This window comes from Actinocorallia sp. A-T 12471, from assembly GCF_033875155.1.
GTDB lineage: Bacteria > Actinomycetota > Actinomycetes > Streptosporangiales > Streptosporangiaceae > Actinocorallia.
The window spans coordinates 203084-223231 of sequence record NZ_JAWZTE010000013.1 but is presented as its reverse complement, the minus strand read 5'-3'; the positions used below and the strand labels follow the sequence as shown (position 1 = coordinate 223231).

The following is a 20148-nucleotide window of genomic DNA, read 5'->3' as shown; positions in this document are numbered from 1 at the left end:
TGTTAGCCTTACCTTAGTCAACTACAGGGATGTAGGAGAAAGCGGGTCGGGTGTGACAGGACGGACCAGTGCGGCGGTCTTCGCCGCGCCCCCAGCCGACCCGTCAGTCCATCGGGCCGCGCGCGCGTCGGCCCTCGCCGCGGGCCTGCTCGGCGCGGTCGTGCTCCTCGTCGCGCTGTGCGCGCTGAGCCTCGCGGTCGGCGCGCGCGACCTGCCGCTGCACACCGTGTGGGACGCGCTGCGCGCCGACGACGGGAGCGAGGCCGCCCACATCGTCCGGCATCTGCGGCTGCCGCGCACGCTCCTTGCCGTGCTCGTCGGCGCCGGCCTGGGCCTCGCGGGAGCGCTGATGCAGGCGCTCACCCGCAACCCGCTCGCCGACCCCGGCCTGCTCGGCGTCGAGATCGGCGCGGCGATGGCGGTGGTCGTCGCGATCTCCCTGCTCGGCATCACCCAGGCGTGGGTGTACGTGTGGTTCGCGCTCGCCGGCTCGGCCGTCGCGTCGGTCGTGGTGTACCTGCTCGGCGCGAGCGGCCGCGCGGTCAACCCCGAGCGCATGGTCCTCGCCGGAGCGGCCGTCTCCGCCGCCCTCACCGCGTGCGTCGCGGCGCTGCTGCTCCTCGACGGCCAGGCGTTCGACAAGTACCGCTTCTGGGTCGTCGGGTCGCTCGCGGGCCGTGAACTGTCCCTGCTGTGGGAGGTCGGCCCGTTCATCGCGAGCGGCGCGCTCATCGCGTTCGGCCTCGGCCGCGGCCTCAACGCGCTCGCGCTCGGCGAGGAGACCGGCAAGGCGCTCGGCGTCCCGGCGGGGCAGGTCCGCGTGGCCGGGGCGCTCGCGGTGACGCTGCTGTGCGGCGGCGCGACCGCGATCGCCGGGCCGATCGGATTCGTCGGCCTCGCCGTCCCGCACATGGCGCGCCTGGTCACCGGCCCCGACAACCGCTGGGTGCTGCCCTACTCCGCGGTGCTCGCCGCGCTGCTCATCGTCGCCGCCGACGTCCTCGGAAGGATCGTGGCGGCCCCCACGGAAGTTGAGGTCGGGGTGGTCATGGCGTTCCTCGGCGCGCCCGTGTTCATCGCGCTGTGCCGCCGTCGCAGGATCGCGCAGCTGTGACCGGCACGACGGCGAAGACCGCGCGCCCGTCCGGCCGGATGCCCGGATTGACCGTCCGGGTCGCCTCCGGGCGGCTGTCGGGCCGCCTGTCCCCCCGCGCGGTCGCGACGGGCCTGCTCCTGCTCGCGCTGCTGCTGGCCGCCTCGGTCGCCGCGCTGATGACGGGCGACTACCCGGCCACCCCGGCCGACGTCGTCCGCACCGTGCTCGGCGAGGGACCGCCCGGCCTCGAACTCATCGTCGGACGGTTCCGGCTGCCCCGCCTGCTTGTCGCGATCGGCGTCGGCGCGGCGCTCGGCACCGCGGGCGCGATCTTCCAGAGCGTGTCGCGCAACCCGCTCGGCAGCCCCGAGATCATCGGGTTCACCACCGGCGCGGCCACCGGCGCGCTGCTCGCCCTGCTGGTGTTCCCCTCGCTCGCGCTGGGCGCGCCGACCGGCGCGGTGCTCGGCGGCCTCGTCACCGCCGTCGCCGTCTACAGCCTCGCCTTCCGGCGCGGGATGCGCGGCGACCGGCTCGTCCTCGTCGGCATCGGCGTCAACGCGGTGCTCATGGCCGCGAACTCGTTCCTGCTCAGCCGTGCCTCGCTCCAGCAGGCGCAGGACGCCCAGATGTGGCTGATCGGCAGCGTCAGCGGACGCGGCTGGGACGAGGTCGGACCCCTGTGGATCCCCCTCATCGTCCTGCTCGCCGCGACGGTCGCGCTCGGGCGCGGCACGGCGGCCATGGAGATGGGCGACGAGGCGGCGACCGCGCTCGGCGTGCCCGTCGAACGGACGAGGCTCGCCCTCGTGGCCTGCGGCGTCGGCCTCACCGCGACGGCCGTGGCGGCGGCGGGGCCGATCGTGTTCGTCGCTCTCGCCGCGCCCCAGATCGCCCGCCGCGTCGCCCGGCGCGGCGCGCCGCCGCCGATGCTGTCGGCGCTCACCGGCGCGCTGCTGACCGTGGTGGCCGACCTCGTCGGGCAGCGGCTGTTCGCGCCGGTCCAGCTGCCCGTGGGCGTCGCCACGGGCGCGGTCGGCGGGCTCTACCTCGCCTGGCTGCTCAGCCGGGAATGGCGCAAGGGAGGATGACGGTGACGACCACGGTGCCGACCGCCAAGGAGGCGGCGCAGCCAGACGCCCGGTTGCGCGCGCAGAACGTGACCCTCGCCTACGACGAGCGCGTCGTCGCGCGCGAACTCGGCCTCGACGTCCGCGACGGGTCGTTCACCGTGATCATCGGCCCGAACGCGTGCGGCAAGTCGACCCTGCTCAAGGCGCTGGCCCGCATCACCCGTCCGTCGGCGGGCGCGGTCCTGCTCGACGGCGCGGCGATCGCGGCGCTGCCGACCCGCAAGGTGGCCCGCGAGATCGGGCTGCTGCCGCAGACCTCGACCGCGCCGAGCGGCATCATCGTCGCCGACCTCGTCGCGCGCGGCCGCTACCCGCACCAGCGGATGCTGCGCCAGTGGTCGGCCGACGACGAGCGCGCCACGCTCGACGCGATGCGCAGGACCGGCGTCGCCGGTCTCGCCGACAGGTTCGTGGACGAGCTGTCCGGCGGCCAGCGCCAGCGGGTGTGGCTGGCGATGGTGCTCGCCCAGGGCACCCCGATCGTGCTCCTCGACGAGCCCACCACGTTCCTCGACGTCGCCCACCAGATCGAGGTGCTCGACCTGTGCGCCGACCTGCACGAGGAGGGCGGCAGCACGCTCGTGCTCGTGCTGCACGACATTAACCAGGCGTGCCGCTACGCCACCGACCTCGTCGTCATGAGCGAGGGAAGGGTGGTGGCGCAGGGCGCGCCGCACGACGTCGTCACCGCCGACCTCGTGCGCGAGGTCTTCGGGCTGCCGTGCCGGGTGCTGCCCGACCCCGAGACCGGCACCCCGATGGTGGTGCCGCTCGCGAGGGCGGGCCGCGCGGCTCAGGTCAGGTAGCCGCCCATCCTGGTGAAGTGGTCGGCGGCGGCGAGCTCCACGCCGTCCTCGGTGCGGACCCGCTCGACCAGCAGGCCCCGGCTGCGGCCGCGCCGCGCCTCGGCCCCGGCGACGATGACGACGCCGTCGCCCTCGCGGATGAAGATCCGGCCCGGCGTGCCGCCGTACACCCCCTGCGAGACCGACGCCTTGACGATCCTGAGCCGCTTGCCGTTGTGGTGGCAGTACGCGTTCGGATACGGGTCGTACTGGGCCCGGACGAGACGGTCGAGCTCTTCCGCGCTCCAGGTCCAGTCGATGTGGCAGTCCCGGTCGGCGCGCTTGTGGAAGAAGCTCGCCTGGGAGCGGTCCTGCTTGGTCCAGTCGGTGCGGCCGGTGGCGATGAGGTCGAGCGCGTCGAGGGTGATCGGCCCGAACAGCGCGAGGGTCTTGTGGAACAGGTCGGCGGAGGTGTCGCGGTCGCCGACGGGCACCGCGCGCTGCAGGACGATGTCCCCGGCGTCGAGTTCGGCGTCCATCATGTGCGCGGTGACGCCGACCTCCTTCTCGCCGTTGATGAGGGCCCAGATGAGCGGGGAGAAGCCCGCGTACTTGGGCAGCAGCGAGTCGTGCACGTTGAGGGTGCCGAGGCGCGGCAGGTCGAACACCGACGCGGGGATCCAGGTCCGCCAGTTCGTCGCGACGATGACGTCGGCGTCGGCCTCCTTGAGCCTGGCGAGCAGTTCCTCGTCGTCGGGCCGCTCGCGCAGCAGGACCGGGACGTCGTGCGCGGCGGCGAGGTCGGCGACGGAGTCGCCCCAGACCTTCTCGTAGGCCCCCTCGCCGGGCGGATGGGTGACGACGAGGACGACCTCGTGCCGCTCGAGCAGCGCCTCGAGCGTCCGGTGGCCCCAGGTCTGGTAGCCGAACATCACCACCCGCATCAAATGTCTCCTTCTCGGGGTGCGCGCAGGCGCGGGTGCGCCAGGTAAGGTTAGGCTACACTTATTTACTACACCCGTGTAGTAGATGAAGGAGGGGCGGCGGAGGTCAGGCCGTGGCGTCTCCCGGGGTCTCGGGGTCCCTGGCGTCGAGGTCGTCGAGCATGCGGCGCAGCAGCCGCTCGTCGGAGTCGGACAGCGAGCCGAGGAAGCGGGTCAGCACGACCTCGCGGTCGGGCCGCTCGTCAAGGAGCTGGTGCATGCGCCGGACGGCGAGGCCGGTCTCGTCGGCGACCGGGCGGTAGGCGAACGCGCGGCCGCGCCGCTCGCGCTCCAGCACGCCCTTGCCCTCCAGGCGGACGAGGATCGTGAGCACCGTCGTGTAGGCGAGCGCGCCGCCGAGCGCCTCGCGGACCTCGCGCGGCGTCAGCGCGTGGCCGGCCGCCTGCAGCGCCTCCATGATCTCGCGCTCCAGATCACCGGGCGCCCTTCTTCCGCCGCCCATGCGCACCTCCCGCACCGCATCCGATCGCAGCAGTTTTCCACGCCGGCCCCCCTGCTTCGACCGTACGGGCGGGGCCCAGGCGGTGTGATCTGCGGCTCGTTCGGCCGGGCGGCGCGCCCGGCGCGCCGAACACGCGTCCGTTGGCGGAAACGACTTCCCCCGCCGAATCGTTGTCCCGGTGAGCATCCCGACCGCTGCGTCCGGTGGACGGGCCCATCGGACGAGGCGCACCCCCCGAATCTCCTATTACAAATGTAGTAGTAGCCTGGCGCCATCGTCCCCGACAGGAAGGCGGACCCGGCAATGGCGCTGTGGGACCGGATCAAGCAGTCCACCCAGACGATGCAGGACCAGCTCGTCACCAAGAAGAACGAGCTGAAGAGCGGAGCCTTCCGCGACGCGAGCATGGCGATGTGCGCGCTCGTCGCGGCCGCTGACGGCAGCGTCGACCCGAGCGAGCGGCAGCGGGTCGCCGCGCTCATCACGGGCAACGACGTGCTGTCCAACTTCCCCGCCGACGACCTGCGCCGCAGGTTCGAGGACAACTGCGCCCGCCTGGCCGCGGACTTCGCGTTCGGCAAGGTGACCGTCCTGCAGGAGGTCGGCAAGGCGCGCAAGAAGCCCGCCGAGGCGCGCGCGGTGATCCAGATCGGCATCGTCATCGGCGGCGCGGACGGCGACTTCGACGCAGCCGAGCGGGCCGTCGTGCGCGAGGCGTGCTTCGCGCTCGGCCTCGACCCCGCGGAGTTCGACGTCTGAGCGGCGTCGCGCACGCACACCCAGCACACCCGAGCAGCACACCCGAGCAGTACAACCGAAAGGTGGCAGTACATGGCCGTGTCGATGGTCAAGGGTCAGCGGATCTCGCTGGAGAAGCCGGGGGGCGGCGGCCTCACCCGGGTCCGGATGGGCCTGGGCTGGGACGCCGTCAAGAAGAAGGGCTTCTTCGGCTCGCGCGAGCAGGAGATCGACCTTGACGCGACGGTCGTGGTGTTCGCCGGCGACCAGGTCGCCGACGTCGTCTACTTCGGCCAGCTCACCAGCCGTGACGGCTCGATCCGGCACACCGGCGACAACCGGACCGGCGCGGGCGACGGCGACGACGAGACTGTCATGGTCGACCTGTCCCGCCTGCCCGTCCACGTGACGTCGCTGGTGTTCGTCGTCAACTCCTTCCAGGGCCAGACCTTCAACGAGGTCGACAACGCCTTCTGCCGTCTCGTCGACGACGTCGGCGGCGCGGAGCTCGCCCGCTACACCCTCACCGGCGGCGGCGCGCACACCGCGATGGTGATGGCCCGCATCTACCGCAACGGCGACGCGTGGAAGATGAACGCGATCGGCGAGCCCGCGATGGGCCGCACCTTCCAGGAGATCCTGCCGACCCTGTCGGCGCACGCCTGACCGGCTTGGCGGCGGCTCCCCTTCCCCGGAGCCGCCGCACGGCGGGCCTTGATCAGCGCGGTGACGGCACGGGCGCGGGGGCGTCCTCCGGCGTCCAGCCGGGCGGCGCGAACACATACCCGAGCTTGGCGCGCAGGCCGCGCGCGCCGCGCACGTCACGGATGATGTTGCCGTACTCGTGGTACTGGAGTTTCAGCAGGTTGTAGGTCCCGACGGGCTTGGTGAGCCCGTACTTCGGCCGGTGCAGTTCCTCCTGGAAGGTGCCGAACATCCGGTCCCAGATGATGAGGATGCCGCCGTAGTTCTTGTCCAGGTACTCGGGGTCGCTGCCGTGGTGGACGCGGTGGTGTGAGGGCGTGTTGAACACGTACTCGACGGGACGCGGCAGTTTCCCGACGGTCTCGGTGTGCGTGAAGAACTGGTAGATCAGGTTGATCATGAACGCCACGTAGATCGTCCAGGGCGCGAAGCCGAGCAGCGGCAGCGGAATCCAGAACAGCGCCTCCGACCAGGGGTTCCACTTCTGCCGGAGCGCGGTGCCGAAGTTGAAGTACTCGCTCGAGTGGTGGGCCTGGTGCGCGGCCCAGCCGATGCGCACGCGGTGGGAGAAGCGGTGGTTGACGTACCAGGCGAGGTCCACCGCGAGCAGGAGCAGCGCCCAGCTCCACCAGGTGTCGGTGGGGATGTGCCAGGGCGCGAGGTAGGTCCACAGGTACACGTACAGGACGAGGCTCGTGAGCTTGAGCACGAGTGACGACACGAGCGAGCCCGCGCCCATGCTGATGCTGGTGCGGGCGTCCTTCACCAGGTAGCCGGTCGTCTCCGCGCGGTCCCGGTCGCGCAGCGCCAGCGCCTCGACGGCGATCGACACCACGAACACGGGGATGGCGTAGAGCAGGGGTGTGTTGATCTGGTCCCAGATCGCCGACGGCATCGCGCCTCCAAGATTGACCGATGGGTAATTTACCCTTGGGTCAATTCAAGGTCAACGGGTGGCCCCTGCGCGGACGCGCGGGGATCTAGGACAGGACGGTCAGCAGCCGCCTGCTGCGCTCGGTCATCGCCGCCGCCGACTCCTCCGGATGCCGCAGCCACCAGTCCACCAGCGAGCTGACCACGCCCATCCACACGGCGGTGAGCGCGGACACGTCGCCGGGGTCGGTCATGCCGCGACCTTCGAGGAACGCGCCGACGCCGAACTCGGCCTGCTCGGCGATCCGCCGCCGCGCCGCGCGGGCGGCGTCGGCGGCCTGGCCCTCCTCGGGGTGCGAGGCGTCGAACACCACGCGCCACGCGTAGGGCCGCAGCTCAAGGGTGGTGAACACCGCGGTCAGGGTGCGTTCGGCCCGCACGAGCGACGACGCGTGGCCGCCGATCGTCGCGGCGACCTCGTCGATCGCGTCGCCCAGCGCGTCCGAGGAACGCTTGACGCACAGCGTGTACAGGGCGTCCTTGGAGCCGAAGTAGGCGTACACGAGCGGTTTGGACACCCCCGCGCCCGCCGCCACGGTCGCCGGGGACAGGCCCGCGTAGCCGACCCGCGCGATCTCCGCCGAAGCGACCTCGAGGATCTGCTCCTCACGGGCCGCGCGCGGCACCCCCTTGGTCCCCGCGCTCCCCACCCGGTCCACCCCCGCCCTCACCTGTCCGGACCCGCCCCGACGGGCAACTTACCAAAGGGTCAATTCCGGCGGGCGGCTCCGGGCGTCCATAGACTGCGGGAGGCAGGCGTCGGGGGCAAGCGTCGGGGGAAGGGAGGGGGAGCGGTGTCGGGGGATCCGGAGGTCGGGACCAAATCCGTGCTCGGCAAGGTCGCCGCTGTGCTTTACGCGTTCACCGCCGACGACCACGGCGTCAGCCTCGCCGAACTCGGCAGGCGGACCGGCATCGCCAAGGGCACCCTGCACCGGATCGTCGGGGAGATGGTCGACGTCCGCCTCCTGGAACGCGCCGGGCGCGGCTACCGGCTGAGCGGGCAGGTCTTCCAGCTCGGCATGCGCGCCTCGGTCGAGCGCGGGCTCGTGGAGGTCGCGACCCCGTTCATGGAGGACCTGTACGAGCGGACCCATGAGACGGTCCACCTCGGCGTGCTGGAGGGTGCGGAGGTCGTCTACGTGTCCAAGCTCGGCGGGCACCGGCAGGCCACGTCGCCGTCGCGGATCGGCGGGCGGATGCCCGCGCACTGCACCGCGATCGGCAAGGCCCTGCTGGCGTTCGCCCAGCCGGAGACCTTGACCGCTGTCCTCGACGGCGAACTCGTCAGGCGCACCCCGAGGACGATCACCGCGCCCGGGCTGCTGCGCCGCCAGGTCGAGCGGATCGCCGAGACCGGGGTGGCCTTCGAGTACGAGGAGTCGGCCGTGGGGATCGTGTGCGTCGCCGCGCCCGTCCTCGACCCCTATGACCGGCCCGTCGCGGCCGTCAGCGTCACCGGGCCCGTCGCGCGGTTCCGGCCCGAGGCGCACCAGGCGTCGGTGAAGGCCGCCGCCGCGGGCATCGCGGGGACGCTCGCGCGGCGCGCCGCGCTGATCGCCGACCGCGACTGAAGGGCCCGGCCAGCGGGGCGTGCGCGAAAAGGGTTCCGCTGAGTGGAACATCAAGGTGCCACGGGGGCGGTGCGGTCGGTGATCGTGGAGTCATCCCACCTACCCGAGGACCGTGATGACGCACGACGCCACCCCGACCGGCAAGGACCGCGAAGCCGCGGTCACCGCAGCCGCGGCGCGCCTCGCCGCAGCCCAGGACGAGCTCGTCCCCTGCGCGCCAGTACGCGACCTGCTCGGCACGACCGACCTCGCGCTGGCCTACGCCGTCCAGCAGCGGCTCGCCGACGGCCGCACCGCCAAGGGCGCCGTCGTGTCCGGCCGCAAGATCGGCCTGACCTCCCCGGCCGTGCAGAAGCAGCTGGGGGTCGACCAGCCGGACTTCGGCGTGCTGTTCGCCGACATGGACGTCTCCGGCACGGAGATCGCCACCGGCGGGCTGCTCCAGCCGAAGGTCGAGGCCGAGGTCGCGTTCGTGCTGAAGGCCGACCTCGACGGCGAGGTCAACGGCCCCGACGAGGTCCGCCACGCCGTCGACTACGCGGTCGCCGCCCTGGAGATCGTCGACAGCCGCGTCGCGAACTGGGACATCACCATCACCGACACCATCGCCGACAACGGCTCAAGCGCGCTGTACGTCCTCGGGGACAAGCGGCTCGCCCTTGACGACTTCGCGCCGATCGACGTCGTCATGGAGCTGTACGCCGACGACGCCCTGGCCTCCCAGGGCACCGGCGCGGCGTGCCTCGGCGACCCGCTGGCGGCCCTCGCCTGGCTCGCCCGCACCGCCCGCGACCTCGGCGAGCCGCTGCGCGCCGGCCAGGTGATCCTGTCCGGCGCGCTCGGCCCGATGGTCCCCGTCACCCCCGGCAGCGTGATCCGCGCCGAGCTTTCCGCGCTCGGCACCGTCACCGCGGCCTTCGCCAAGTAAGGAGACCCGATGAGCACCGAAGTGAAGAAGCTGAAGGTCGCGGTGATCGGCTCCGGCAACATCGGAACCGACCTGATGATCAAGGTGATCCGGCTGTCGAAGACCCTGGAGATGGGCGCGATGGTCGGCATCGACCCCGACTCCGACGGCCTCGCCCGCGCCCGCCGCCTCAAGGTCCCCACGACCCACGAGGGCGTCGACGGCCTCATCGCGATGGACGGGTTCGCCGACATCGACATCGTCTTCGACGCCACCTCCGCCAAGGCCCACCTCGCCAACGCCGAGGCCCTGAAGCCGTACGGCAAGAAGCTCGTGGACCTCACCCCCGCCGCGATCGGCCCGTACGTCGTCCCGGTCGTGAACCTCGAGGAGCACCTCGAGGCCGACGCCGACAACGTCAACATGGTGACGTGCGGCGGCCAGGCCACCATCCCGATCGTGCACGCGATCTCCCGGGTGACGCCCGTCGCCTACGCCGAGATCGTCGCGTCGATCTCGTCGCGCTCGGCGGGCCCCGGCACCCGGGCCAACATCGACGAGTTCACCGAGACCACGTCGAAGGCGATCGAGCAGGTCGGCGGCGCGGGGCGCGGCAAGGCGATCATCATCCTCAACCCGGCCGAGCCGCCCATGATCATGCGGGACACGGTGTTCGCGCTCATCGGCGACGCCGACCAGGGCGAGATCCGCGCGTCGGTCGAGAAGATCGTCGGCGAGGTCGCCGAGTACGTCCCCGGCTACCGGCTGAAGCAGGAGGTCCAGTTCACGCCGATCGCCGCCGACGAGCCCGTGCACACCCTGCTGCCCGAGGGCGCGCCGCCCGTCACCACCAAGGTCCAGGTGTTCCTCGAGGTCGAGGGCGCGGCCCACTACCTGCCCGCTTACGCCGGCAACCTCGACATCATGACCTCCGCCGCCCTGCGCGCCGCCGAGCGGTTCGCGGAGGTCGCGCGATGAGCACGGAGAACGCGAAGATGGCCCCGAAGCTGTACATCCAGGACGTCACCCTGCGGGACGGCATGCACGCCGTCCGGCACCGGATCGACCCCGAGAACGTCGCGAAGATCGTCGCCGCGCTCGACGCGGCGGGCGTCGACGCCATCGAGGTCGCGCACGGCGACGGCCTCGCGGGCGGCAGCGTCAACTACGGCCCAGGCTCGCACACCGACTGGGAGTGGATCGAGGCCGCCGCCGCGAACATCTCCCGCGCGAAGCTGACGACGCTGCTGCTGCCGGGCATCGGCACGATCGAGGAGCTGAAGCACGCCTACTCCCTGGGCGTCCGCTCGATCCGGATCGCGACGCACTGCACCGAGGCCGACATCTCCGCCCAGCACATCGCGGCGGCCCGCGACCTCGGCATGGACGTGTCGGGCTTCCTCATGATGAGCCACATGGCCCCCGCCGAGAAGCTCGCCGAACAGGCCAAGCTCATGGAGTCCTACGGCGCGCACTGCGTCTATGTGACGGACTCCGGCGGCCGCCTCACCATGGACGGCGTCCGCGACCGGGTCCGCGCCTACAAGCGGGTGCTGAACCCGGAGACCGAGATCGGCATCCACGCCCACCAGAACCTGTCGCTGTCGGTCGCGAACTCGGTCGTCGCGGTCGAGGAGGGCGTCACCCGGGTCGACGCGTCGCTGGCCGGGCACGGCGCGGGCGCGGGCAACGCCCCGATCGAGCCGTTCATCGCGGTGGCGAACCTCCAGGGCTGGCAGCACGGCTGTGACCTGTTCGCCCTCCAGGACGCCGCCGACGACCTCGTCCGGCCGTTGCAGGACCGTCCGGTCCAGGTGGACCGCGAGACGCTGACGCTCGGTTACGCGGGCGTCTACTCGAGCTTCCTCCGGCACGCGGAGGCCGCCTCGGCGCGCTTCGGCATCGACGTCCGGACCATCCTTGTCGAGGTCGGCCGCCGCAACCTGGTCGGCGGCCAAGAGGACATGATCATCGACATCGCGCTCGACCTGAAGGCGCAGGCCGCCGGGGCCTGAGCTCAGTCCGGCTTTCCGACGGGCCCCCGGGGATCTCCCCCGGGGGCCCTTTGAGATGCCGACGGAAGGCCGGGCGGGGCGGGCCTGGCAAACCGTAGGATGTCTCCTGAGTGTTCCTGGATGATGCGGCCGCAAAGTGGCGATTATCCTGGAAGATGCGGGAAGGAGACGGTCTTGGCGGGTGGCGTGCGGATCGGTGGGGAGGTGCGTGCTCCCGGGGTGCTGCGGACCGCTGACCTCAGGGCGCTGCCCCAGCACACGTCAGACCTTGTGTTCTCCTGCGGGAACAAGGGGGAGCGGCCGCACACGTTCAGCGGGCCGCTGCTGCGCGACGTCGTCGCCGCGGCCGACCCCGAGCACGCGTACGGGGACCGGCTGAACCGGCTGCGCTATCTGGTGTCCGTCGAGGCGTCCGACGGGCATCGCGTCGTCCTGTCGTGGGGTGAGCTCGATCCGGACTTCGGTGCGGTGCCCGTCCTGCTCGCGCTCGTCCGCGACGGCGTCGCGCTGGACGACGAGGGCCCGCAGCTGGCCGTGCCGGGGGACCGGTGCGGGGCGCGGAGCCTCAGCGGCCTCACCGCGCTGACCCTGCGCGCGGAACGGTGACGGCGTTCGTGCGCTGCGCGACCCCCGCCGGCGACCCGCTGGGCCGCGTCGAGTACTCAGGACCCGGGCTCGCCGCCGTCCACCCGGCCGCGGGCTCCTCGCTGAGCGTCGTGCAGGCCGTGCCCGGTGAGCCCGTGGCGCTGCTGCGCGACGGGTTCCGCGTCGGCGAGCTGACAGCCGAGCCGCCCGGGTTCACCAGCCGTGTGTTCACCGCGCGCCTCGCCGACGCGGAGCCGTGGACGGTCAAGGCCGACGTCTTCGCCACCCGCTACGTCATCAGCGTGGGGGACCGTCGGCTCGGCGTCGTCCGGCACGGGCTCGCGCGGCGCACCGCAGTGTTCGACCTCGTCGCCGACGCGGACGCCGAGCTGTGCGTCGCGGTCTTCGCCGCGGCGCGGGCGCACCGGAGCGCGTCGTCGGCCTTCGCGCCGTCCTGACGCCGCTCAGGCGGTGCGGGTGGCGCGCCAGGACTCGGCGAGGGCGCGGATCTCGGTGCGGGTGAGCGAGCGGCCCCGGTTGTAGCTCGCCTGGAACTCCTCGGCGGGCAGACCCTCGCGGACCATGGCGGCCTGGCGCGGCGCGTCGAGCGGGTCCATCTCGACGGGGGAGAAGCCGACGCGTGAGCCGTGATGGTCGGCCGCGCCGAGCAGCGTGGCCCCGTCGGCAGGGCGGCCCGCCATGGTGAGCGCGGCGGCGAGGGTGTGCACCGCGACGACCCACGAGGTGACGTCGCCGTTTTCGTCGAGCCGCAGCAGCATGTCCCAGCCGCTGGTGAGGGCGAGTTCCGGCGAGCCGAGATCGAGGTCGATCTTGGCGAGCAGCCATAGCGACGAGCAGTGGATGAACACATATCCGGTCTTGCCCGCCACCTCGACGGACTCGGCGAGATGCGCGCGCGCCTCGGTGATCAGCCCGGCGAACCGCAGCAGCATCCCGACGATCATCAGTCCCTCGGCGACGAGCCAGTCGGCCCGCAGCTCACGCGCCTGCTCAAGGCCCGCGCGGGCCAGGTCGAGGAAGTCGGTCGCGCCGCACAGCGCGTCGAACAGGGCGCGGTGCAGCATCGCCTCGGCGATGACCTCGGGGTCGTCAAGGGCGTGGCCCGCCCGGATGGCGTCGTCGGCGGCGCGGCGCGCGTTCGGGAAGTCGCCCGCGAGATACGACAACCGCGCCTCGGCGAGCAACGTCGGGGCCCGCAGATCGGGTCCGGCCGACGGGCTGAGCTGGATCGCCGACTTGATCCAGCCGAGCCCCTCGGCGACGATGCCCTGCGCGTACCAGAACCAGCTGAGCTGCCCCGACAGCCGCAGCGCGTAGTCGCCGTCGCCGACCAGTAGCGCCGACGTCAGCGCGAACCTGTGCTCGGGCTGCTGCGCGTGCAGCCTGCGCACGACCGCCGCCGACCTGTGCCCGCGCAGCTGCGGCGCGGCGGCCTCGGCCTCGCCGAGCACCCACGCCCGGTGCGCGGCCTGCACGTCGGGGTCGAGCCGTCCGCCGGTGAACTCGCGGATCGTCTCCAGCAGCCGGTAGCGGCGCGGCGCGGTGCCCGCCTCGACGGTGACGAGCGACTTGCGGACGAGCGCGCTCAGCTCCGGCAGGACCTGACGGCCGCAGATCGCGGCGGCGGCGTCGAGGTCGAAGGCGGAGGCGAAGACGCCGAGCCGGTGCAGGACCTTCTGCTCGGCGGGGGTCAGCCTGTCGTAGCTCCACTCGACCGTGGCGCGCAGCGTGCGGTGCCGGTTGGGGCCAGGGCCGTCGCGCAGGACGGCGAACCTGTCGTCCAGCGCCTCGGCGATCTGCCGCACCGAAAGGACACGGCACTGGGCGGCGGCGAGCTCGATCGCCAGCGGCAGCCCGTCGAGCTCCCGGCACAGCGCGCGCAGATGGAGGTCCTCCTCGGCGGACGGCTCCCAGCCCGGCAGCGCCGCGGCGGCCCGCGCGACGAACAGCTCGCGGCCCTCGTCGGCGGGCAGCGGCCGCACCTCGTAGACGGCCTCGCCGGGCAGGTTCAGCGTCTCGCGGCTGGTGGCGAGGACCCGCAGGCCGCCCGCGCGGGTCAGCAGCGCCCCGACCGCCGCGCGTACCTCGGCGACGAGATGTTCGCAGTTGTCGAGCACGAGCAGGAGTTCACGGTCGCCGAGCACGTCGCCGAGCCGTTCGGGGGTGGTCGCCCCGGTGATGCCGAGGACGCCCGCGAGGGTCGCGGCGAGCAGCGTCGGGTCCTCGAGCTCGGCGAGCTCCACCAGCCACGGTCCGTCGGCGTCGGGGCGGGCCCTCGCCGTCTCCAGCGCGAGGCGGGTCTTGCCGATGCCGCCGGGGCCCGTCAGGGTGACCAGGCGGTGCTCGGCAAGCAGCGCTTCGACCTTGGCGGGCTCGCCCGCCCGCCCGACGAACCGGGACAGCGCGTGCGGCAGGTTGCGGCCGCGCGGCGTCGCAGGGGCGGCGGGCTCCGCGCCGACCTGCTCCTCCTGGGCGAGGATCGCGGCCTCAAGGCGGCGCAGCGCGGGGCCGGGGTCGATGCCGAGCTCCTCGGCGAGGACCGCCCGCGCCCTGCGCAGCGCGGCGAGGGCGTCGCCCTGGCGTCCGGCCCGGTACAGGGCGGTCGCCAGCAACTCCCAGCCGCGTTCGCTGAGCGGGTTCTCCAGGGTGTGCTTGTCGAGGTCGCCGATGAGCGCGCCGTGCCCGCCCAGCGCAAGCCGGGCCTCGTACAGGTGTTCGGTGGCGGTCAGTCGCAGTCCCTCAAGACGGGCCCGCTCCGGCGCGGCGAAGGGCAGGTCGCCGAACTCCGCGTAAGGCTCGCCCCGCCACAGCGCGAGCGCCTCGCGCAGCACCGGGACCGCCTTGGCGGCCTCTCCCGCCGCCAGGAGGTCGGCGCCCTCGGTGGCCCGCGCGGCGAACGTCTCGGCGTCGACCTCGGCGGACCCGGGCCGCAGCAGATAGCCGTTGCCCTCCCGGACGATCAGGCGGGCCGCCTCGCCCGAGGCCCTTCCGGGCTCGAGGATTCTGCGCAGGACCGACACGTACGACTTGAGCGTCCCGCTGCCCGGGGGGTCGCCGTCGCCCCACACGTCGGCGAGCAGGCGTTCCTCGGAGACGGCGCGGCCGCCCGCCGCGACGAGCACCGCGAGCACGGCGCGCTGCCGCAGGCCGCCGAGCGCCACTCGCCGCCCGTCGACGCTCGCCGTCATCGGCCCGAGGACCCCGATCCCCACAAGCACGCGCAGCCCCCGCCTCAGCCCGACCGAACCTCCCAAGAATGCCACCGGAGAACTCCCCCAGTCCAGCTCAAAGGCGGCATTGCGGGTCAGCCCGTCGCGACGAGCCGGCGCGTCTCGGCCTCGGGCGCGGGCCGCCGCCCGACGGGTTCGGCGAGCAGCGCCGACGCCGTCGCCGCGAGCAGGACGAGCATGATCGCCGCCACGACGGGAAGGGTCAGCGGCTGGGCGAGGAACAGCGCGCCGACGAGCGCGGCGGCGGCGGGCTCCAGCGCGAGCAGCACGCTGAAGGTCCGCTTCGGCAGCCGGGACAGCGCGGCGAGCTCCGCGACATAGGGGATCGCCGACGCCATGACCGCGATGAGCACCCCGAAGGCGAGGATCGCGGGATCGAGCAGGGCGGTGCCCGCGCTCACCGCGCCGAACGGCAGGGTGATCACCGCCGCGACGCCCATGGCCGCCGCGAGGCCGCCGGGGCCCGTCCCCGTCGCGGCCATCCGCGAGCCCGCGACGACGTACGCGGCCCAGAACAGCCCGGCGAGGAGCGCGAACGCGACGCCCGCCCGGTCGAGCTGGCCCGTCGGCGGGTGCTGGACGCCGAGCAGGACGACGCCCGCGACGGCCGCCGCGACCGGCAGCAGGTCGCGGCCGCGCCGGGACAGCAGCGCGGCGAGCGCGAGCGGCCCGACGAACTGGATCGTGACCGCGGTGCCGAGCGGGATACGGGCGATGGCCTCGTAGAAGAACCCGTTCATCCCGGCCATCGTGACGCCGAGCAGCAGCGCCGACCGCACCCGGTGCCCGTCCCAGCGGCGCACGTCGGGACGGGTGACGGCGAGCAGGAGCAGCGAGGCGAGCGCGAGCCGCAGCGCGGTGGTCCCGGCCGGGCCGACGCGCGGGAACAGCGAGGCCGACACCGCCGCGCCCGCCTGGAGCGACATGACCGACGTCAGCATCAGCGCGACGCCGACGGCTGCGCCGCCACGGGACGGGTGCGCGGGGAGGTTCACGGCTCTGCTTCCTGTCATGGGTACCGGACTGTGGTGCCGCCATCGTCCGATGCCGCGTTAGTTCAGGTCCAGCGCATGTTTCTGCGCTATATCGTTAAGCTGAACTGATGAATGGAGGGGCGGCGTGCTCGACCTGCACAGGCTGCGGCTGCTGCGCGAACTGCGCCTGCGCGGGACGCTCGCGGCGGTCGCCGAGGCGCTGTCCTACAGCCCGTCGGCGATCTCACAGCAGCTCGCCCAGCTGGAGTCCGAGACCGGCGTAGTGCTGCTGGAACGGGTCGGCCGCAGGGTCAGGCTGACCGAGCAGGCCGAGATCCTCGTCCGGCACACCGAGAAGGTCCTCGGCCAGCTCGAACTCGCCGAGGCCGAGCTCGCCGCGTCCCTGCGGGAGATCACCGGGCAGATCAGGGTCGCGGTCTTCCAGACCGCAGCGCTCGCCCTCGTCCCCGCGGCGGTGTCGGCCCTGGCCGTCGCCCATCCGGGGCTGCGCGCCCGGGTCCGCCAGCTCGACCCCGAACAGGCGCTGCCCGCGCTCCAGGCCCGTGACTTCGACCTCGTCGTGGGGGAGGACTACCCCGAGGAGCCGCAGCCGAGACTGCCCGGCCTGACCCTGCGCCCGCTGGACCGCGACCCGCTGCGCCTGGCCGTCCCCGACTCCTTCGCCGCCGACGGCCTCGCCGACCTCGCCGACGCGCCCTGGGCGATGGAACCCGTCGGGACCGCCCCGCGCCGCTGGGCGCAGGGCGTGTGCCGCAGCGCCGGGTTCGAGCCGGACGTGCGGTTCGAGTCGACCGACATGCTGCTGCACGCGCGGCTCGTGGAGACCGGGCACGCCGCCTCGATCCTGCCCGACCTGCTGTGGGCGTCGATCCCCGGGCCGCCCCGGCTGCTCGCCCTGCCCGGCGCGCCTGCCCGCACGATCTTCACCGCCGTCCGCGAGGGCGCGGAGCGGCACCCTGCCGTCACGGCCTTCCGCGCGGCGCTCGCGGACTCCCTTGCCGCCCTGCGCGGCGCGCTGACGCTCGACGGAGCGTGAGCGCCTAGACTTCTCCCCGCGACGGCCCCCGCCGGGGGCGGCGGGCACGAGGGGGACCGCGACCATGCGCCGTCCCGCCCGCATCCAGGACGTGGCGGCCGCCGCAGGGGTCTCGGTGTCCACGGTGTCCAACGTGCTGAACCGGCCCGAGCGGGTGAACGCGCGGACCGTGGAGCGGGTCCTGGCCGTCGTCGCCGAACTCGACTACGTGCCGCACCCCGGCGCGGCCGGGCTGCGCGCCGCCCACGCCCGCTCGATCGGCCTCGTCCTGCCCGACATAGCCAACTCCTTCTACGCGCGCATCGCCCGGGGCGCTGCCGACGCCGCCTACCGGCAGGGGTACGCGCTGTCGCTGTGCCACAGCGGCGACGACCCAGAGCGGGAACGCGAGTACTTCTCGATGCTCGTCGCGCAGCGGGCAAGCGGCGTCGTCGTGGTGCCGCTCGGCGCGGACACCGGACGGCTCGAGCGGCTGCGCCGCAGGGGAGTGCCGCTCGTCCTGGCCGACCGGACCATGCCGACCGCCGAAGGCTGCTCGGTGTCCGTCGACGACGTCGCGGGCGGCGACCTGGCCGTCACCCACCTGCTGGAGACCGGCGCGCGCTCGGTCCTCGTGGTGAACGGGCCGCGTGAGATCCGCCAGTGCGCCGACCGTCACCAGGGCGCGCGCCGGGCCGCCCGCCGCGTCCGGGGCGCGGTCCTCGAGCAGGTCGTGACGGCCCGGATGACGGTCGAGCACGGCTACGAGGCGGGCATGCGGCTCACGGACATCCCGGACGGGATCTTCTGCACCAACGACTTCCTCGCCGTCGGCGTGCTGCGCGCGCTGACCGAGCGCGGGATCGCCGTCCCCGGCGACGTCCGCCTCGTCGGCTACGGCGACCTCGACGCCGCCGGCGTCGCCGCCCTCACCACGATCCGCCAGCCCGTCGAGGACCTCGGCTCCGCCGCGATCGACCTCCTCCTTGACGAGGTCGAAGCGGGCCCCGACCACACCCACGAGTCCCGCGTCTTCGCCCCCACCCTCATCACCCGCACCAGCACCCCCTGACCCCGCACTCCCCGCCCCCAGCGACCTCCGCCCCGCCGACACCGGCCCGCCCCGCCCAGTCCAGCCCGCGCCTCCCTGCCCCGCCCAGCCCCGCGCCGCCCCGCGCCGCCCCGGGTCGCCGAAGGCGTGCCCCATTCAGAAAACGTTTTACATCGCGCTATCGAAGCCATGAGCAGGTCGTTGTCCACGGTCGAGCGTGTTTAGCGGACTCGGCGGCCGGGATCTCGTAGCGTCTTGATCACCCGAGGTGCCATGTGCGTCGAGATCTACCCTTGTAGCCCAGCTCTTGGGTTGTAAAAACGTTCTACATCGCCTAACGTCGCTCACGCCGGGGCGGCGTGTCCGAAAAGTCGGGTTCTGCTGGTCCGGTGGCCGCCCCGCACGCACGAAAGGGAACAGTCTCGATGAGTTCTCCCGCCCGCACCTCAGTCCTCGACCTCCTCGCCCCCGTCAACCGGCGCAAGACCCGGATCGGGCTCGTCGCGGGCGGGCTCGGCACGTACTGGCCGCAGTTCCCCGGCCTGCTGCCGCAGCTCCAGGAGAGCTCGCGGTACGTGGCCGAGCGGTTCAAGGAGATGGACGCCGAGGTGACCGACGTCGGGTTCATCTCCGACGCGCAGGAGGGCGCGGCCGCCGCCGAGCAGCTCCGCAAGGCCGACTGCGACCTGATCGTGCTGTTCCTGACCACGTACCTGACGTCCTCGATGGTCCTGCCGATCGCGCAGCGCTCGAACACGCCGGTCCTGGTGATCGACCTCCAGCCGACCGAGAAGATGGACCACACCGCGTTCGACACCGGCGCGTGGCTCGCCTACTGCGGCCAGTGCCCGGTCCCCGAGGTCGGCAACGTGTTCCGGCGCGCGGGCGTCCCGTTCCGCTCGGTGTCGGGCTGGCTGCGGCAGGAGTCGGCGTGGGAGCGGATCGGCCAGTGGATCCGCGCCGCGCACGTGCGGGCCGCGCTCCGGCACGCCCGCCACGGCCTGATGGGCCACCTGTACCCGGGCATGCTCGACGTCTCCACCGACCTGACGCTGCTGCCCGCGACCTTCGGCTCGCACGTCGAGGTGCTGGAGTTCGACGACCTGCGCCACCGCGTCGAGAAGGTCACCGAGGCCGAGACCAGGGCCCGCATGGACCTCGCCCGCCAGATCTTCACCCTTGACGACACCGTCGTGGAGGAGGACTTCGCGTGGGGCGCGACGGTCTCGGTGGCCCTCGACCGCCTTGTCGAGGATTTCGAGATCGACACCCTCGCCTACTACCACCGCGGCCTCGACGGCGAGCAGCACGAACGGCTCGGCGCGGGCATGATCCTCGGCGCGTCACTGCTGACCGCGCGCGGCGTCCCGGCGACCGGCGAGTACGAGCTGCGCACGACGGTCGCCCAGCTCGCCTCGCAGAGCGTCGGCGCGGGCGGCTCCTTCACCGAGATCCAGGCGCTGAACTTCGCCGACGGGGTCGTGGAGATGGGCCACGACGGGCCCGCCCACCTGGCCGTCAGCGCCCGTGACCCGCTGCTGCGCGGCCTGGGCGTCTACCACGGCAAGCGCGGCTGGGGCGTCAGCGTCGAGTTCGACGTGCAGCACGGCCCGGTCACCCTGCTCGGCCTCGGCCAGGACGCCGACGGCACCCTGTCGTTCATCGCCTCCGAGGGCACGGTCATCCCCGGCCCGCTGCTGGAGATCGGCAACACCACGAGCCGCGTCGACTTCGGCCGCGACCCCGGCGAGTGGGTCGACGCCTGGTCGGCCACCGGCGTCGGCCACCACTGGTCCCTGTCGGTCGGCCACCGCGCCGCCGACTACCGCGCCGCCGCCGACCTCCTCGGCATCCCCTACCGCCACGTCTGATCACGTCGGGCCGCATCCGGATCGCCTCTCCATTGAAGATCGTTCTAG

The 20148-nt window shown here is 73.0% G+C and carries 20 protein-coding genes; 14 read left to right on the top strand and 6 right to left on the bottom strand.

What is annotated here, in order from left to right; genetic code table 11:
* Positions 1–52: 52 nt before the first annotated feature.
* Genes R9X44_RS29945 through R9X44_RS29935 form a run of 3 tightly spaced genes read left to right on the top strand, consistent with a single transcriptional unit; the run spans position 53 to position 3035 of the window.
* Entirely contained in the window at positions 53–1114 is a 1062-nt protein-coding gene (locus tag R9X44_RS29945; protein ID WP_319817683.1) for an iron ABC transporter permease, read from the top strand.
* The gene (locus R9X44_RS29940; RefSeq protein ID WP_319817682.1) at positions 1111–2187 is read left to right on the top strand and encodes a FecCD family ABC transporter permease; all 1077 of its coding nucleotides are present in this window, start codon (positions 1111–1113) and stop codon (positions 2185–2187) included. Before R9X44_RS29945 ends, R9X44_RS29940 begins: the two co-directional genes overlap by 4 nt.
* Positions 2184–3035 carry an ABC transporter ATP-binding protein gene (locus tag R9X44_RS29935; RefSeq protein ID WP_413774998.1) on the top strand — a complete coding sequence of 284 codons (852 nt, stop codon included), beginning with the start codon at positions 2184–2186 and terminating at the stop codon, positions 3033–3035. Before R9X44_RS29940 ends, R9X44_RS29935 begins: the two co-directional genes overlap by 4 nt.
* Here the strand turns inward: R9X44_RS29935 and R9X44_RS29930 are convergent.
* A complete protein-coding gene (locus tag R9X44_RS29930; RefSeq protein WP_319817681.1) occupies positions 3023–3958 on the bottom strand; it encodes a methionyl-tRNA formyltransferase in 936 nt (311 codons plus the stop codon). The genes R9X44_RS29935 and R9X44_RS29930 overlap by 13 nt on opposite strands.
* A gap of 106 nt (positions 3959–4064) precedes the next feature.
* Complete coding sequence (locus R9X44_RS29925) at positions 4065–4460, bottom strand: BlaI/MecI/CopY family transcriptional regulator (RefSeq protein ID WP_319817680.1); 396 nt, start codon at positions 4458–4460, stop codon at positions 4065–4067.
* A 303-nt stretch (positions 4461–4763) separates the two neighbouring features.
* Here R9X44_RS29925 and R9X44_RS29920 point away from each other — a divergent pair, with 303 nt between their 5' ends.
* Positions 4764–5219 (top strand): TerB family tellurite resistance protein, encoded by a 456-nt coding sequence (locus tag R9X44_RS29920; RefSeq protein ID WP_319817679.1) that lies wholly within the window; start codon positions 4764–4766, stop codon positions 5217–5219.
* 72 nt (positions 5220–5291) lie between these two features.
* Positions 5292–5864: a TerD family protein gene (locus R9X44_RS29915; RefSeq protein ID WP_319817678.1), complete on the top strand. Its 573-nt coding sequence runs from the start codon at positions 5292–5294 to the stop codon at positions 5862–5864.
* A 52-nt stretch (positions 5865–5916) separates the two neighbouring features.
* Here R9X44_RS29915 and R9X44_RS29910 read toward each other — a convergent pair whose 3' ends face one another.
* A complete protein-coding gene (locus tag R9X44_RS29910) occupies positions 5917–6798 on the bottom strand; it encodes a sterol desaturase family protein (RefSeq protein ID WP_319817677.1) in 882 nt (293 codons plus the stop codon).
* Between the two features lie 85 nt (positions 6799–6883).
* Positions 6884–7495 (bottom strand): TetR/AcrR family transcriptional regulator, encoded by a 612-nt coding sequence (locus R9X44_RS29905; protein WP_319817676.1) that lies wholly within the window; start codon positions 7493–7495, stop codon positions 6884–6886.
* A gap of 135 nt (positions 7496–7630) precedes the next feature.
* Here R9X44_RS29905 and R9X44_RS29900 point away from each other — a divergent pair, with 135 nt between their 5' ends.
* From R9X44_RS29900 to R9X44_RS29875, 6 genes are all read left to right on the top strand, one after another.
* Positions 7631–8410, top strand: coding sequence for an IclR family transcriptional regulator (locus tag R9X44_RS29900; protein ID WP_319817675.1), 780 nt, complete (start codon positions 7631–7633; stop codon positions 8408–8410).
* 115 nt (positions 8411–8525) lie between these two features.
* Positions 8526–9338: a 2-keto-4-pentenoate hydratase gene (locus tag R9X44_RS29895; protein WP_319817674.1), complete on the top strand. Its 813-nt coding sequence runs from the start codon at positions 8526–8528 to the stop codon at positions 9336–9338.
* A gap of 9 nt (positions 9339–9347) precedes the next feature.
* Entirely contained in the window at positions 9348–10295 is a 948-nt protein-coding gene (locus R9X44_RS29890; protein WP_319817673.1) for an acetaldehyde dehydrogenase (acetylating), read from the top strand.
* Positions 10292–11332: a 4-hydroxy-2-oxovalerate aldolase gene (gene dmpG / locus R9X44_RS29885; RefSeq protein ID WP_319817672.1), complete on the top strand. Its 1041-nt coding sequence runs from the start codon at positions 10292–10294 to the stop codon at positions 11330–11332. The genes R9X44_RS29890 and dmpG overlap by 4 nt, the downstream gene beginning before the upstream one ends.
* Positions 11333–11506: 174 nt before the next feature.
* Positions 11507–11938 carry a hypothetical protein gene (locus R9X44_RS29880; protein ID WP_319817671.1) on the top strand — a complete coding sequence of 144 codons (432 nt, stop codon included), beginning with the start codon at positions 11507–11509 and terminating at the stop codon, positions 11936–11938.
* Entirely contained in the window at positions 11935–12375 is a 441-nt protein-coding gene (locus tag R9X44_RS29875) for a hypothetical protein (protein WP_319817670.1), read from the top strand. The genes R9X44_RS29880 and R9X44_RS29875 overlap by 4 nt, the downstream gene beginning before the upstream one ends.
* 6 nt (positions 12376–12381) lie before the next feature.
* Here R9X44_RS29875 and R9X44_RS29870 read toward each other — a convergent pair whose 3' ends face one another.
* Positions 12382–15201, bottom strand: coding sequence for a BTAD domain-containing putative transcriptional regulator (locus R9X44_RS29870; protein ID WP_319817669.1), 2820 nt, complete (start codon positions 15199–15201; stop codon positions 12382–12384).
* A gap of 41 nt (positions 15202–15242) precedes the next feature.
* The gene (locus R9X44_RS29865; protein ID WP_319817668.1) at positions 15243–16181 is read right to left on the bottom strand and encodes an EamA family transporter; all 939 of its coding nucleotides are present in this window, start codon (positions 16179–16181) and stop codon (positions 15243–15245) included.
* 106 nt (positions 16182–16287) lie between these two features.
* Here R9X44_RS29865 and R9X44_RS29860 point away from each other — a divergent pair, with 106 nt between their 5' ends.
* From R9X44_RS29860 to R9X44_RS29850, 3 genes are all read left to right on the top strand, one after another.
* Positions 16288–17199 carry a LysR family transcriptional regulator gene (locus R9X44_RS29860; RefSeq protein ID WP_319817667.1) on the top strand — a complete coding sequence of 304 codons (912 nt, stop codon included), beginning with the start codon at positions 16288–16290 and terminating at the stop codon, positions 17197–17199.
* Between the two features lie 64 nt (positions 17200–17263).
* A complete protein-coding gene (locus R9X44_RS29855) occupies positions 17264–18250 on the top strand; it encodes a LacI family DNA-binding transcriptional regulator (RefSeq protein WP_319817666.1) in 987 nt (328 codons plus the stop codon).
* 404 nt (positions 18251–18654) lie between these two features.
* Positions 18655–20100 (top strand): L-fucose/L-arabinose isomerase family protein, encoded by a 1446-nt coding sequence (locus R9X44_RS29850; protein WP_319817665.1) that lies wholly within the window; start codon positions 18655–18657, stop codon positions 20098–20100.
* Positions 20101–20148: the final 48 nt, after the last annotated feature.